Annotated in this window: 11 protein-coding genes; 7 read left to right on the top strand and 4 right to left on the bottom strand. The window is 60.2% G+C overall.

What is annotated here, in order from left to right:
- The first annotated feature begins 221 nt into the window (after nucleotides 1–221).
- Complete coding sequence (locus HU765_RS01580; protein ID WP_186618791.1) at nucleotides 222–4,838, top strand: DUF6543 domain-containing protein; 4,617 nt, start codon at nucleotides 222–224, stop codon at nucleotides 4,836–4,838.
- Here HU765_RS01580 and HU765_RS01585 read toward each other — a convergent pair.
- Entirely contained in the window at nucleotides 4,795–6,348 is a 1,554-nt protein-coding gene (locus tag HU765_RS01585; RefSeq protein ID WP_186618792.1) for a PLP-dependent aminotransferase family protein, read from the bottom strand. The genes HU765_RS01580 and HU765_RS01585 overlap by 44 nt on opposite strands.
- Nucleotides 6,349–6,440: 92 nt before the next feature.
- Between HU765_RS01585 and HU765_RS01590 the strand changes: the two genes are divergently transcribed.
- The 3 genes from HU765_RS01590 to HU765_RS01600 are packed head-to-tail and all read left to right on the top strand — an operon-like array spanning nucleotide 6,441 to nucleotide 8,205.
- On the top strand, nucleotides 6,441–7,064 hold the full coding sequence (locus HU765_RS01590) for an FMN-binding negative transcriptional regulator (RefSeq protein ID WP_186618793.1): 624 nt from the start codon (nucleotides 6,441–6,443) through the stop codon (nucleotides 7,062–7,064).
- Between the two features lie 12 nt (nucleotides 7,065–7,076).
- Nucleotides 7,077–7,523 carry a GNAT family N-acetyltransferase gene (locus HU765_RS01595; RefSeq protein WP_186618794.1) on the top strand — a complete coding sequence of 149 codons (447 nt, stop codon included), beginning with the start codon at nucleotides 7,077–7,079 and terminating at the stop codon, nucleotides 7,521–7,523.
- A 10-nt stretch (nucleotides 7,524–7,533) separates the two neighbouring features.
- Nucleotides 7,534–8,205, top strand: coding sequence for a GNAT family protein (locus tag HU765_RS01600; RefSeq protein WP_186618795.1), 672 nt, complete (start codon nucleotides 7,534–7,536; stop codon nucleotides 8,203–8,205).
- A gap of 117 nt (nucleotides 8,206–8,322) precedes the next feature.
- On the opposite strand, the gene HU765_RS01605 is transcribed toward HU765_RS01600, so the two are convergent.
- The gene (locus HU765_RS01605) at nucleotides 8,323–9,225 is read right to left on the bottom strand and encodes a homocysteine S-methyltransferase family protein (RefSeq protein WP_186618796.1); all 903 of its coding nucleotides are present in this window, start codon (nucleotides 9,223–9,225) and stop codon (nucleotides 8,323–8,325) included.
- Between the two features lie 113 nt (nucleotides 9,226–9,338).
- Here HU765_RS01605 and HU765_RS01610 point away from each other — a divergent pair, with 113 nt between their 5' ends.
- A complete protein-coding gene (locus tag HU765_RS01610) occupies nucleotides 9,339–10,160 on the top strand; it encodes a transporter substrate-binding domain-containing protein (RefSeq protein ID WP_186618797.1) in 822 nt (273 codons plus the stop codon).
- Nucleotides 10,157–10,993 carry an amino acid ABC transporter permease gene (locus HU765_RS01615; protein WP_186618798.1) on the top strand — a complete coding sequence of 279 codons (837 nt, stop codon included), beginning with the start codon at nucleotides 10,157–10,159 and terminating at the stop codon, nucleotides 10,991–10,993. Before HU765_RS01610 ends, HU765_RS01615 begins: the two co-directional genes overlap by 4 nt.
- A 15-nt stretch (nucleotides 10,994–11,008) precedes the next feature.
- On the opposite strand, the gene HU765_RS01620 is transcribed toward HU765_RS01615, so the two are convergent.
- Both HU765_RS01620 and HU765_RS01625 read right to left on the bottom strand, forming a co-directional pair.
- Complete coding sequence (locus tag HU765_RS01620; protein WP_186546152.1) at nucleotides 11,009–11,287, bottom strand: helix-turn-helix transcriptional regulator; 279 nt, start codon at nucleotides 11,285–11,287, stop codon at nucleotides 11,009–11,011.
- Nucleotides 11,284–12,633, bottom strand: coding sequence for a HipA domain-containing protein (locus tag HU765_RS01625; RefSeq protein ID WP_186618799.1), 1,350 nt, complete (start codon nucleotides 12,631–12,633; stop codon nucleotides 11,284–11,286). Before HU765_RS01625 ends, HU765_RS01620 begins: the two co-directional genes overlap by 4 nt.
- A 363-nt stretch (nucleotides 12,634–12,996) precedes the next feature.
- Between HU765_RS01625 and HU765_RS01630 the strand changes: the two genes are divergently transcribed.
- Nucleotides 12,997–15,222: an autotransporter outer membrane beta-barrel domain-containing protein gene (locus tag HU765_RS01630; RefSeq protein ID WP_186618800.1), complete on the top strand. Its 2,226-nt coding sequence runs from the start codon at nucleotides 12,997–12,999 to the stop codon at nucleotides 15,220–15,222.
- Nucleotides 15,223–15,227: the final 5 nt, after the last annotated feature.

A 15,227-nucleotide genomic window follows, 5' to 3' on the forward strand; every position in this document is an offset into this window, starting at 1 on the left:
CTGAGCGCTGGCGCCCACGCCGAAGAACGCACCCTGCGCGTCTAAAACTGGTGCACTTAAAGATGACGCGATCACTGTGGCGAGGCAGCCCTCGTCACAGTGATCGCGCGTACGGGCTTTTTTGGCCGGCGATATTTATCTACCGCACGACCTTTCCACGGCCGCTTTAGCCTGCTCCGATTCCGCGCCTTCCGGCGCTCCAATCAGAGCAGGTAGTGCCCATGTCCGAAATGCCCACACCCAGTGCCGTTGATGTCGTAACCCAACTGGTCACTGGACCGTCGTTGCGCGAGGTCGCCTCGAAGACCCTGCGTCCGGCACTCGAGACGCTGTATCCGCAACTTGATCTTGATCCGCAACTGACCCTGGTGGTGACACCTGCCTGGGTTGTCGTCGGCGACCGGGTCATCCCCGGAGACAATCAAATCGAGTCCCTGACCGGCGTTCTGGTACGGCTCGCCCTGTCTGGCTCCAGCGTGACCTACATCGATGGCGAACATTTCCTGGCCCGGGAGGCCGAGCTGCTCTCGCCCATTCATCTGCCGGTGAAAATCGCCGCCATCGGTTGCCTGCTCAACGAACTGGCGCCGTTACTGTTCATTGCCTATCAAGAGCAGCAGGTTGACTACTGGGACGATTTCACCTACCCGGGTCAACCGCGCTGGCAGCAAATGTCAGATGCCTTGCGCAATGTGTGGAATGTCGATGCAAGCCTTGGCTGGGATGCCGACCAGTGCGCCATGGCCCAGGCTGTTTTCAACCACCCGGACAAGCTTCAGCGAGTCGCGGACCCATACCAGACGCGAGCCTGCCTGATCGACATCGACCAGGACGAGGGTACTGACCGCCGTCACAGGATGATGCTCGATACGGCGGTCATTATCGGGACGGTTGAAAAACGTACATTGATCGTGACCCACTCCGTGGTCAACGGCTTCCAGCGCTTCGATTCGGTGGAGGACATCGCCAAGGCGTTGCCGCGCCGCTTTCGGCAAGGAACCCCCGGCGCCAGCTTCAAATGGCGCCTGGTCGAGCCCCAAGGCCACTTTTTCGACCATCAGGCCTGCACCTTGATTGCCCTTGAGGCCGACGCCCTCGGCGCAATCAATTTTTTCGAGGGTTCGACCCTCTCCAACCTGTTCCCTCATTCCGGCGCAACCGGCAATCCTGATCGCCCGACACCACGTCTGGAGCCGCACATCGAGCGCCTGCGCCCGTTGCTGCCCGACTGGCTGAGCAACGCTCCGGCGGCCGACCAGACCCGTTACAGCCGCCATCTGCTGGATCTGACAACCGTCCAGCATGAACACAACGGCAAGACCTTTCAGAGCGAACTGGCCAGCCTGCAAACGTTTACCCGCGATGCCCTGACACAACAAATACGCAAGGACCATCCCACCGCCAGTGAGGTAAACCTTGATGACATCGAAATCAGTATTACCAGCCTGCAGGTCTGGGGCACGTTCGTCTGGCCAGGCAATACCCAGACCCAATCCCTGTCGCTGATGGATCTGGCCCTGCAAAACCTCGCGGGACAGCCGTTGGGCAACAAGACCGTCCGCTACAAAGACGCCAGCGCCGTCCCGGACTGGATGACCGTGGCCTATGTCGAATCGCTGGTGAATACGGTCAACATTGGTGAAACCTACCCGGCATACTTGAAAAAGCACTTGGTCGACGACATCCGGCAGGCCACTTCGCTGCAAGCGCTGTACACCAGCCAGTTGGCTATCGAACTGCCGCTGCTGGCGTTGCAACACAAGATTCGGGCCCGCGCCGGCATCGATGAGCTGGGTTACCGGTATGTCGTCGCAGCATTGGCCAATACCCACGGCGCGCGCCACGTCGATGGCCATGAGATCGTCATCCGTGAACTGGCATTCGTCGCCCATCGCAGCACATCGCGGGCCGATAAGGTCGCCAACATGTATGTCATCGGCCCGCGGGAAACGGACAAAGGTCCCTGCGTGCTCTATCAGCCGTTGTTCGAGCAGACTCTGCTGCAGTACCCCAGCCACGCCAACCTGCTGTATGCCATTGAGCATTCACGGCAACTGCGCGAATCGGTACTCGCCTGGCTGCCGGATGACGCGCGATTCAACTACAGCCAGTTCGTGTTCACGGCCAGCCTGCCTTCGGTCTGGACAATCCCGCAATTGCTCGTCAACCCAAGTACGGCCCTCGACATGTCGGGGCCGGTAGCACTGGGCACCCCAGCGATCGAAAGCGATGTGCTGACGACACTGCACAAGGCCAATGTCCAGGCCATCATCGCCCAGGCTGACCGCCAGTCAGTGTCCAACGCCGAAGCGCGCTGGGCCTCGCTCAAACGTGGCGGCTGGGCAATGTTCAACGCAGCCCTGCCGTTTCTCGGGCGCAGTGTCGGCACGGCCGCCTGGATCTGGCAGATCCTGGATGACCTTCAGGAAGTCAGCGACGAGGCCAATCAGCAACCCGGCAAGGTCGCCTGGAGCGCCATCGCCGACATTCTGCTGGCGTTGGGCATGGTGCTGGCCCACCGCGCAGCCGTGGGCAACAGGCCGTTACCCGAGTCGAAACCGGCAACGATAACGGAAGAGATGACGGAAGAGATGACGCCACTCCCGACAGCACCGCTAAAACTCATCGAGCCGCTACGCTTGCCCGATATCACCGGCACGGAGCTGTCGGCCAATCATGAAGCATCGCTCAACGGTGTCGCGGCATTGAAACGTTCGCCCGTGGCGCTCAACGAATTACTCGACCGCTTCAAGATTGACAAACCCAAGGCGCTCGGCACAGCCGCCAGCACAGGCGCGCATCGTTTTCTCCATGCGCATCAAGAGCGCTGGTACGCGCCGGTTGGCGAGCGTTGGTTCGAGGTGATGCTCAATGAGCACGGGGATGTGCAGATCATCGACTCACGCCAGCCTCCCCCTCGTGTCGGACCATTGCTCAGCCGGGCCGGCGGTGCGCAGTGGGTGATCGATCTGCGCTTGCGTCTGCGCGGTGGCGGGCTGTCCGCACGCCGGCGCAAGGCAAGAGAAAAACGCAGCACGCATATCGAGGCACTGAAAACCGACATCACAGCATTCGACCAAACGATGCAAACCAAGGAAACACGTCTGCAGGAAGACCGTCAGGCCTTGCAAACAGCCCTCCCGGCAACACGTGCGCAGGCACGCGAACGCTACCTGGCTACCCTCGTCTCGCAAAGTCAGGCGTACGAGGCGATCATCGAAAAGATCAAGGCATTGCAGCTGGAAGAATCCATTCCCAATTATCGTACGGTCATGATCGAGCGGCTGGAGATGCAGCTGTTCCTGGGGCAAGAGTGGCTGAGTCAAAATATCCCGGAGTATCAGCAACAGCTGCAATCGGTGATGGCAATGATGGCCAGTGGAACCCGCGCCGACGACCAGGCGTACATTCAGGCCCAGGAAGTCACGACCGACCAGACCCAAAAGATCATTGAAAAAATCGAATTCGCCCAGACACGCTTCGAAGAACTGGAACGACTGGGGAAGGAAGCCGTCGAGGTCCGTCTTACCTACAGCGAGGCACTGCCGGGCTACGAGTTGCACGATCTCAAGCTGCTGCAAATCAGCCTTGCGGAAAATATTTGCCTCAAGACCGGCACTACCGCAGCCCATGCCGATGCGAGAAAGGTCCTCGCCGAGCTCATCGAAGATGCTGCGCTGAACATTCAGAGTTCGCTGAGCCTCATCGAGGACGAAAGCCTGAGCGATCTGCGTGAACGGATTGATGCGCTGAGCAACGTTTGCGAACAATTCAGCGCGGTCGATCAACGCTTCGCCGACTTCGCCGAAGAATATCCAGAGCAGATCAACACCGAGCGGTTGGCACACGTGCGCAAACGGGTGGTCGAGTTCAAGGCACGCAGCGACGTACGACTCGCCGACCTGCTGCGCAACAAGCACGTACTGGAGCCGTTACCGGGTCCCTCCAGGCCAGCACCAGCGGCAGGGAACCGAAAGATCATCAAAACCCGCTTCAAGGGGACATTGGTTGGCGAACGGAAAAAAAGCCTCAACGGCGAGGACACCGATCTGGTCGAGGTGCGCACCCAACTGACCGGCGTCATCGCCACCTTTCATGAAAAATCACCTGGGGAATGGGTCGAACATGTCACCTCGACTCCGACGCCTGCCAAGACCGTACCCAGTGTCGAAGAAAGCGTCGCGTCAGCGACGGCACTGGTGGACGGCTTAGCGCAGTTTTATCGACTGAACGAGGCTCACATCAAGCGAGGCGCGCGGATCCCGGTGGAGATCGAAGAAATCTACCATCAACACGCGGCGCGTTTACGCCGCGCTGGCGATGCCATCGATGCGGCACTGACCGCGGCGAACCAAAGTGCAGACTCGACAGGATCAGCCGAGAGGCTTGGGCATTCGCTCAGTGAAGCGGCAACCGCGCTTTATGAAAAAGGTACTGCGGCGCGCATCCAGCTGATCAAGCAGCAGCCGCCGACGGCCGCTCGGGTGCAGTGGTTGAAAAGTCGCAACGACGTGCGCATCGCCAAGACCGTTACCCGACGCCGGCTCAAGGGTTCGCGACGGGACTATATGGACGAATACGAAGTCCGCGATAAAGACGGCGGGGTGCTGTGGTACGCCCATTTCCATTATGCCAACGCCGACGACGCGGTCAGTGCGTTCACCGCTGGGCACATGAAAACCGCCGCCCAACGGCGTTTGGGCCGAGCGTTCTATCAACAAGGCAAAAGCAACGAAGAGCTCATCGAAATTTACCGCAGCAAAATTGACAGCACCCTGGCGCAAGCGTTGTTCTTCAGCCCTGCCACGCCTGGCGCAAGCGCGCCAGTGCAGCGCTGATGGCCGCTTCGGGCACGGCAGCGAACCCCAACACCAGTCCGGCGCGCTGCAACAGGGGCGTCGCCGAGTCGGCTAGCCAATAACTGCTCAAACCGTTGATTTCCACGTCCGCGCGAGCGGCCAGTTCGATCAACTGCTGCTCGCGCTCGATGCTGTCCACCGCCACGGTCAGGTGCAGTCCGGCCGAGACCGCGGGCAGACTGCCCACACCGGCAATCGCCGCCGGCCAACCGGCAAGCAGCGCATTGCGCCGACTCAGCGCCGCACGGCGCATGCGCCGGATATGCCGCTGGAAATGCCCGGCAGCCATGAACTCGGCCATGACTGCTTGCGTACTGACTTCCGAATGCCGGACGTCGACCGCCCGGCGTTGCGCAAACGCCTCCACCAGCCCCGGCGGCAAGACCAGATAGCCGAGGCGCAGCGCCGGGAACGCCACCTTGCCGAAAGTGCCGACATACAGCACGCGCCCCTGCCGGTCGAGCGCGGCCAAGGGCGCCAGTGGCGCACCGGTGTAACGGTATTCGCCGTCATAGTCGTCTTCGACGATCCAGCCATCGGTGCGCTCGGCCCAGGCGAGCAGCTCCAGGCGTCGGGCCAGGCTCATGACCACGCCGGTCGGGTATTGATGGGAGGGCGTCACGTAGGCCACGCGACAGTCGCTGAGGCGAGCCATTTCGTTGCAATCGATGCCTTCGCTGTCGACACGAATTCCGTGCAAGCGTGCGCCCGCCACGGCAAAGGCATGACCTGCCGCACGGTAGCCAGGATTCTCGATTGCCACGCCGCTTCCCGGCTCGACCAGCAACTGTGCACAAAGGCTGATGCCCTGCTGCGCACCACTGGTGATCACTATTTGCTCAGCGGCACATTGCATGCCACGCGAGCTGCGCAAATAGGCCGCGATCATCGCGCGCAGTCGCGCATCACCCGCCGGATCGCCGTAACAGAGTTGCTGCAGATCCGGTTTGCGCCAGAAAGCCGCATTCAGCTTGGCCCAGACCTCGAAAGGAAACAGGTCAAACGCCGGTACGCCAACCCGAAAAGCCCGCGGCGGACCGCTCGGCGGGCGAGGCAAATGGTGTTTTTCGATGCGGGAAAAACCGCCACTGTGGATAACTTTACTGGATGGATTCACAGGCAAATTCAGCGATTCTGTGGATAAGGCTGTGGGTAAGCCTGTTGACAAACCTGTGGATGGTTTTGTGGATAATGTTTTCGTCGGGATCAACGCCGGGGTCAATCGAGCAACGTAGGTCCCATCGCCGACACGCCCCTCGATAAACCCCTCGGCATATAACTGATCGTAGGCGCGTACGACACTGTTGCGCGAGATACCCAGGGCCCCCGCCAGATCACGACTGGCCGGTAACCGCGTGCCGCTGGCCAGACGCCCATCAAGCACGCGCAGGCGCAACGCCTGATAGAGCTGGCGGCTCAAGCCTTGGCGGCGATCGAGCGCTATACCGGCCGGGTTGAAGGGCATCGACAACGGTGGCGAATCAGGCATGGCAATGGACCTTTGAAATTGGCCATCAATGGCTCTTACAACAGACCAATAGCCTGCCTAGGATGCACGCATTCGCCAAGGAAAATCTGCTCATGTACACGCCACGCGCCTTTGCCATCGAAGAGTTGTCCCAACTGCACGAACTGATCCTCGCCACGCGCCTGGCCATTCTGGTCAGCCACGGGGAAAACGGTCTGCAAGCCAGCCATGTGCCGGTACTGCTGCATTGCGAGCAAGGCGAGTACGGCACGCTGTACGGGCATCTGGCCAAGGCCAATCCGCAGTGGAAAGACCTGCGTGACGGCGCCGAGGCGATGCTGATTTTTGCTGGCCCAGACGCCTACGTCAGCCCCGGCTTCTACCCGAGCAAGGCCGAGCACGGCAAAGTCGTGCCGACCTGGAATTATGTCGCGGTGCATGCCTATGGCCATGCCGAAACCTTCAGCGACGGCGGGCGCCTGCTCGACATCGTCAGCACCTTGACCAACCGCCATGAAGCGGGCCGCGCTCAGCCCTGGTCAGTCGACGACGCGCCGGCCGATTACATTGACGGGATGCTCAAAGCCATCGTCGGTTTCGCCATCCCCATCGACCGTCTCGAGGGCAAGCGCAAGCTCAGCCAGAACCGCAGCGCCGCCGACATTGCCGGCGTGCGTGATGGCCTCGCCGCCAGCCCGGACGCCCACGATCAAACCCTCGCCCGCTTGATGCGCTAAGGAAAAATCACCATGACCCGGATCGACATTCGCACGGTCAGTGCCGCTGACCACGCCGCGTGGCTGCCGCTGTGGCAGGCCTACCTGCGCTTCTACAACACCGACCTGCCGGAGGCCGTCAGCGAGAGTACCTGGCAGCGCTTTCTCGACCCGACCGAACCAACGCATGCGGCGCTGGCCTGGGCCGATGGCAAGGCGCTGGGCATGGTGCATTACATTTATCACCGCTCGAACTGGAGCATCGAAAACTCCTGCTATCTGCAGGATTTGCTGGTGGTCCCCGAGTCGCGTGGCACCGGAGTCGGTCGTCTGCTGATCGAACATGTCTATGCGACCGCCAAGGCTGATGGTTGCTGCAAAGTCCATTGGCTGACGCACGAAACCAACGCCACGGCGATCCAGCTCTACGAGCGCATCGCTGAACGCCCGGGCTTCATTCAGTTTCGCAAAGCCCTTTAAGGAGATGCGCATGACCGCTTCACTCGCTGACTGGAAAGGCGTACCCGCCCCTTCCGCCACCCTGCTCGAGGGCCGCTTCATTCGTCTGGAAAAACTCGATCCGGCGCGTCATGCCGACGAACTGTACGCCGCCCTCGAAGGCCCCGGCGCTGATCCGAAACTCTGGGATTATCTGCCTTACGGCCCGTTCGCGCAGCGCAGTGCGTTCAACGCCTGGCTGAACAACCACGCGGCCAACAGCGACCCGTATTTTTTCAGCGTCATCGACAACGCTACGGGTCAGGTGCAGGGCATTCTCAGCCTGATGTCGATTGTCCCGGCGCAGGGCCGTATCGAAATCGGCCACGTCACCTTCGGCGCACCGATGCAGCGTTCACCCAAAAGTACCGAGGCGGTGTATTTGTTGGCCAAGTACGCGTTCGAACTCGGCTACCGTCGGCTGGAATGGAAGTGCAACAACGGCAACGCCCGCTCCCGATACGCCGCCGAGCGTCTGGGCTTCAGCTTCGAAGGCGTGTTCCGTCAGCACATGGTGGTCAAGGGACAGAACCGCGATACGGCGTGGTTCTCGATGCTGGATTCGGAGTGGCCGGCGATCGGCGCAGGGTTTGAGCGTTGGCTGTCAGAGGCGAATCAGACCACGTCGGGGCAACTGAAAACCTTGGCCGAATGCCGTAGCTGAATGTCACAGATAGCCCTGTGGGAGCGAGCTCGCGAAAGCGGTGTATCAGTCAATGCCTATGCAACTGATCCGCCGCCTTCGCGAGCAGGCTCGCTCCCACAATTGACCGTGTATGGCTTAACAACCGAGTTTTTGCGCCAGCACCGCAATATGCTCCGGCCCGATCCCGCAGCAGCCGCCCAGATGGCTGGCGCCGCGCTGTTGCCAGTCCAGCGCCCAGTGCAGATAACCCGGCGGATCGAGATCATCGCGCAACGGATCGAGTCCGTCGTTGGCCGTGGCTTCCTTGGGCTGTGGTGGAAAGGCGTTGGCGTAAGCGCCAATATTGATAGCCACCCCAAGACGCTGGAAAGTGTCGCGCGCCGCATCAATCGCCGCACCAATCACTTCCGGCTGGCTGCAATTGAACAGCAGCGTCTGCACACCCAGTTCCGCCGCCGCAGCAGCCGCTTCGGCCACAGGCTCACCGGAGCGCAAGCGCGGTACTTCATCGGTGTCTTCATCTTTGAGGGTGAACGACAGCCAGAACGGCTTGCCATCCTTCGGCAGACCGGCGCGGATGGCGCGCGCCTCGACGATCGAACTCTGGGTCTCCGCCAGCCATAGATCGACGTGCGGGCCCAGCCCCTGAACCAGCGGCGTCAGCAACTCGGTCACGCGATCGGCTTCGAACAGGTCTGGACGGTACGAGCCAAACAGTGGCGGCAACGAGCCGGCCACTCGCACGGCTTTGCCCGACGCCTGCACGGCGCGCTGCGCCAGCTCCCCGGCCAGCGCCGCCAGCGCCTGGCCTTCAGCGGCAAATCGTGCCTCGCCAATGTGAAACGGCACCACCGCATAGCTGTTGCTGGTGATTACGTTGGCGCCACTGGCGATGTAGGCGGCATGCACGGCCTCGACCGCTTGCGGCGCCTCGCTCAGTGCCAGTGCCGACCACTCGGGCTGGCGGAACGGCGCACCCGCGCGTTGCAACTCTCGGCCCATGCCGCCATCAAGAATGACCGTATCTGCTGCGCCCATATGCTTTTCACTCATATGCTTATGAAAATAACTCACTATCAGAGTCGTTCTTATAACTATTTAATACGCACCACTCGGTTAATAACAACCTCTTTTTTCAACAGGGATCGACTGTGAAATTCCAACCGCTATTGGCCCTGGGCCTGACGATACTGGCCGCCTCTACCCAAGCCTTCGGCGGCACGACGCTGGATCGCATCGAGGCGAAAAAAGAGCTGGTCGGCGTGCTGATGGAAAGCTATCCGCCCTTCTCGTTTCTCAACGAGCAGAATCAACTCGACGGCTTCGACGTCGACGTGGCCAAAGCCGTGGCTGACAAACTCGGGGTCAAGTTGCGCCTCGAAACCCCGTCCTGGGACGTGATCGCCGCCGGCCGCTGGAGCGGGCGCTACGACATCTGCATTTGCTCGATGACCCCGAGCAAGGCCCGCGCCGAAGTGTTCGACTTCCCCGTCGAGTACTACGCCTCGCCAGCGGTAATCGTGGTCAACGCCAAGGATGAACGCATTCACAGCGCCAAAGACCTGAGCGGTATGAAAGTCGGCCTGACCAGCGCCTCCAGCTATGAAAGCTATCTGAACAAGAACCTGGTCATCGAAGGCGCCGAGGACACGCAACTGCAATATCCGTTCGAGGATGTGCAGATCGCGCCTTACGACACCGACAACGTCGCCTTTCAGGACCTCGGCCTGGGCGCCGGGGTGCGGCTGGATGCGATTCTCACCAATCTGGTCACCGCGCAGCCGCGTCTGAACCAGGACCCACGCTTCAAACTGGCCGGCGAACCGCTGTACTCCGAGCCAAACTCGGTGGCCATCGAAAAAGGTGATCCACAGTGGGACGGCAAAGTGCGCGAGGTGTTTGCCCAGCTCAAACAGGACGGCACGCTGAGCAAGCTTTCGCAGAAATGGATCGGCGCCGATATCAGTCGATGACTTCTTTTCCGCACCCGCCACAGCCACCGCAACCGGTGGCTGAATCACGCCTGCAACGGCTGTTCGGCTTTCGCACCCGGCTGTACCTGACCTGGTTCGCGCTGTTCTGCCTGTTTGCCGGATTTTTTCTGAGCTTCGATCTGAAGTTCGCGATCATCCTCGACAAGCTGCCCAATCTCGTCGGTCTTAAACTGGCGCCTAATGGCTTTCTGCAAGGTGCAGCGCTGACGCTGTTCCTGTGCGCCTGCTCAATTATCGCTTCGTCACTGCTGGGCTTTGTCACCGCTCTGGCACGTCTGTCGAACAGCGCCGTGGCGTTCGGCATCGCCAGTTTCTACACCTCGTTCTTTCGCGGCACGCCGTTGCTGATCCAGATCCTGCTGATCTACCTCGGCCTGCCGCAACTGGGCATCGTGCCCGGCGCGATTGTCGCCGGCATCATTGCCCTGTCGCTGAATTACGGCGCCTACCTGAGCGAAATCTTCCGCGCCGGCATCGTTGGCGTCGACCACGGCCAACGCGAAGCGTCGCTGGCGCTGGGCCTGCGTGAAAGTGTGATCTTCTGGCGCATCACCCTGCCCCAAGCGATGCGCACCATCATTCCGCCGACCACCAACCAGTTCATCTCGATGCTCAAGGACTCCTCGCTGATCTCGGTGATGGGCGTCTGGGAAGTGATGTTTCTCGCACAATCGTATGGCCGTTCGAGCTACCGCTACATCGAGATGCTGACCACCGCGGCGATCATCTACTGGCTGATGTCGATCGGGCTGGAACTCATCCAGGCGCGGATGGAGCGGCACTACGGCAAGGCGTATTTGCGGCGCAGCTGAGGGGGGCGACGCGGTTCAAAGGTTGTCCCGGCGAATCCGCACAACGCCCATTTTCATGCCGAATGGGCGGAACACTGCGTTCAGTGATTTCAGGGTCTGATTGCCTTCGCCGTGTTCGATATGTACCAGGGTGCGGACAGAGATCTTGCACATCCTCGCGAACTGGGTCTGATGCAAACCAGTGACTTCCACGCGCAAGCGGCGCACGGCGTCACCGATTTCCAAGGTACCTTGGGCCAGCGATTCCTGAATGCTTTCGATGAGCGCCGTGCGCTCGAGGACGGTCAGGCTCATTGCAGGTCCCACTCTTTCAAACGTTGCTCGAGGTTTTTCAGATGAATGCCCGGGTGGTTCATGGTTCTGGCGGGCAAACCGCTGGCCGCGAGAATATCCGGCAGCGCGGCCAGACGTCGGGCATCCGCGCGTAATTCATCGAACAGCTCCGAGGCATCAAGTACTGCCAAAGGTTCGTCCGGATCTGCGCTATCGGCCAATATGCGACAGACACCTCGCCAATCGACATCTCCCGCCCGCTCCAGCTCTTTTGGCCATTTGGTCGTACGGGTCACACCTTCGTCATCCATGACCATCGGGGCCAAGTCGTAAATCGGTGCCAGTTGAAATGCGTTCTCCCGACGGATGATCGCCGTGTTACGGCCGTGGTTATCCGAGTTTCCGAGGATCTTGTTGATCAGATCCCGGCGAAGGTAATCCGCGACCAGAGCAGGAATCTGGCAGGCCTGCCCCGCTTGGCGCCAGAGCCCGGCGAGCATGCGGATGACTTCCAGATGATTCATGGCGCTGCCTGGCGTCGTCACTCCCGCCAGGGAGTAAATCGATTCGACGGCATACCGGCTGACTGCGCCGTCCTTAACTTCTCGATCAAAACGCTGCATCCACAAACTCGGTTTGTTCGCCTCTTCCAAGGCAAGGCCTTCTGCCGCGACCGTTTCGATTCCCAATATCTGCAACGCTTTGTAGTAATGGAATTCACTGCGCAGGATGTCCTGATCGGTCTGCCCTCCCTTGTTTCTGGCAAATTTCACGAACCAGTGCTGTTGGACGTCAACGTCATCCAGCACTGCATCCGGATACAGAAGACCGGCATGGTTCTGCGCCAATAAAAGTTTCGGAGCTTCACCGCCCGCTCCTGTCGCGCCACCAATGGCCGCACCCTGCTCGTAGGCGTATTCAAGAAAGCGGTTGTCGCGGTGGATAACCTCCGCGCGCTTGAATCCGATCGGCCTTCTTTCATCGACTGCTTCTGCCGATTCCTTGATTCGCATGTTGCCAATGGGAGCCGGTGTGCGGCGGCCCAGCAGAAACAGATCGGGGTTGATCTCAGCGGGTCTTTCCTGGCCTAAGCGAGCGAGCAGAAATCGCTTGGCTGCGCCTGCCGGAGCGATGTCATGTACAAAGGCTGGCGTTTTCGAGCGCTGACCATCCCAATCCAGAGGATAGAGGGCGCTCACGGCTTTGGAAAAAGGCGACCCGATGGATTCAATGTTATTCAACAGATAGTCCGCCTCGTAACCGAAACTGCAGCGGCTTTCGAAGCCTTTTTCAGGATCATCGAAGTTGAGAACCATCGCGTCCTGCCAATACCCGGCGGTGAAAATCTGTAGCGTCAGCTTATGCATGTCGGTCCAATGTGCATTTTAATGCGCGTCAAAGAGGAAAAATCTTCAATAGATGCAATATAGTGCATTCAAGCAGCTTCATGTGCGGGTAAATCTGCAACAAAATGCAGATAACCACTTGAGCGCTTCAGCATGCGTAAAACGATGCAGCACTTGGTCATGTGCTATAGGCGACCACTGCGGTAATGAACGGCTGTAGGAAAAAGAACAGGCGCCGCCGCGCAAAAGCTTTGTTTGCGAAATCCAGTGGGGATTTACTACAGAATGATCCGACGTCGGCTGCATGGCTACGGGAAGCGGCCGACAGCGGTTTTTGTGGTGCATCAATAGAGTTGGGGCCTCCATACAAGGAGGTTGAACTCGATGACCGCTCAATACGTATTCGCACCAAAACACTTGGCTCTGGCTATTTCGCTGGCAATGGGTTGCGTAGCACTGGCCAACGCCGAGCAATCCGCTGAAGGCACCGAGCCGCCCCCAAGCGTGGACGCGACCGAGGCGCCGGAAACAAGCCCTAAAGAAAAAGCCGTGCAGCGACTTCAGGGCTTTCTCAGCGACGCGAGCACGGTCCCCATCACCTTCACAGCACCGGAAACCGCTTTCAACGGTACCGACGTCAACGACCTGATCATTCTCAAGGACGGCGCCAGCTTCACTGGCCGGCTGGATGGGGGTAAGGGCGATAACGTGCTGCTCCTGGATGCTGCGAACGGCGGCACGTTGAGCGACACGCGCAACTTCAATGGACTATTCATCGCCCAGGGCGACTGGACGCTGAGCCCAAAAGGTAGTTTTCAGGAAGGCGTGCTGGTAAACAGCGGCGGAGCCCTGACCAACCTTGGAAGCATCAAGGGTGATGTTTATATCCAGAAGGGCGGCGGCTTCGCAGGTAAAGGCACAGTGGGGAATCTTGAGGTCGACGGGTTGCTCACCGTCAATGAAGCCCTCGGCAGTCCGCGAGTGAAAGGCAATCTGCATTTGTCCCCCACTGCCGAACTGGCTTACGAGGTTACTCCCGGCGGCGCTCAGACAATCAAGGTCGATGGCACCGCCCAGCTGGAAGGCGCCACCCTGAAGATCGTTGCAGCTCCCGGCGAATATCCACAAAGCAGCCAATACAAAATCATTGAAGCGCGCGAGGTGAAAGGCCAGTTCGGCAGGATCGAGAACGATCTGGCGTTCATGTCCGCCACCGCCCAGTACAACAAGAAATCCGTCGGACTGACTTACGCTCGCAATGAGGTAGAGCTGCCGAGCGTTGCCACCACAGACAACGGCCGGGCAATTGCCGAAAGCATTATCGAAGCGCCGACAGCCCCTCCATCGCCATCGCCATCGCCATCGCCATCGCCATCGCCATCGCCATCGCCATCAGCATCGGCACTGCCATCCGCAATACCAGCATCAGCGGTTGCATCGACCCCCGCTGCAGGTCCGGTGGCATCTTCATCAACCGCCCCTCTGCCCTCGCCAATGCTTGACGAGACTGTCACCGTACAAATTGACGAGGCGCCCGAACAGCCAATCGTCGAGCTTGCGAAACCCGCTAACGCAGCCGTCGCTGCATTGCTGACCAGCGATAAAACCACTGCTCCCATTGCGCTGGAACAACTCGCCGCCGGCAGCAGCGCCAACCTCGCCAAAGCCACGCTGAACAGCATCATGCCGGTCAGTGCGAGCATGCTCTCGGCGATGCGGCAACTGGACAACCGTTCCGGCGCAACTTACGGCTCGCGCAGCTCACCTCGCCAAGCGGCGGGCGGCGAAGATTCCGGTCGAGTCTGGATTCAGGCGCTGGGTCATGGCGGCAAAGTTGATCGCAACGTCGACACCACCCTCAAGCACGCCACCCAAGGCTTGGTCATGGGCGCCGACTGGCGGCTCGACGAGCAATGGCATGTCGGCCTGCTCGGCGGCAAATCACAGACGCAGCTCGATGCCCGTCAATACGATGGTGATCTCGACAGCTGGCATCTCGGCGCCTACGCCGTGCGCCAGGACGGCCCGTTGTCTCTGCGCCTCGGCGCCACCTACGCCCGCCATGACGGCAGCAGCACACGGCGGGTCGCCTTCAAGGGTTTCAGTGATCGCCTCAAAGGCAACTACGACGCCAATACTCAACAGGCATTTGCCGAGGCCGGGTTCAATCTGGGCCGCGACCACCTGACCCTCGAGCCTTTCGCCAGCCTGGGTTATCAGCGCTATCAGCGCGACACCTACAGCGAAAAGGGCGGCGATGCGGCGCTGAAAGTCTATGGCCAGACCCGTGACAATTTCAGCAGCACCTTCGGCCTGCGGGTTGCGAAGATCAATTCGCTGGATAACGGCATGCACTTGACCCCACGGCTGAGCGCGGGCTGGAAACACACCTTCGGCGAGATCGAAAGCGATACCCGTCAGCAACTGCTCAAGGGCGGCAAGCGTTTCGAGGTGGCCGGTGCCGCGCTGGATCGAAACAGTCTGTCCATGGAGGCGGGGCTGGATCTCGGACTGTCGGCGGCGCACACCCTTGGTGTAGCGTTAACCGGCGAAATGGGCAATGACAGCCGAACGTATGGCGTGGCAGGTCAATGGCGCATGGCGTTCTGACAGAA

Origin of the sequence: Pseudomonas sp. SWRI81, assembly GCF_014268545.1 — a bacterium.
GTDB classification, from domain to species: Bacteria; Pseudomonadota; Gammaproteobacteria; order Pseudomonadales; family Pseudomonadaceae; genus Aquipseudomonas; species Aquipseudomonas hamedanensis.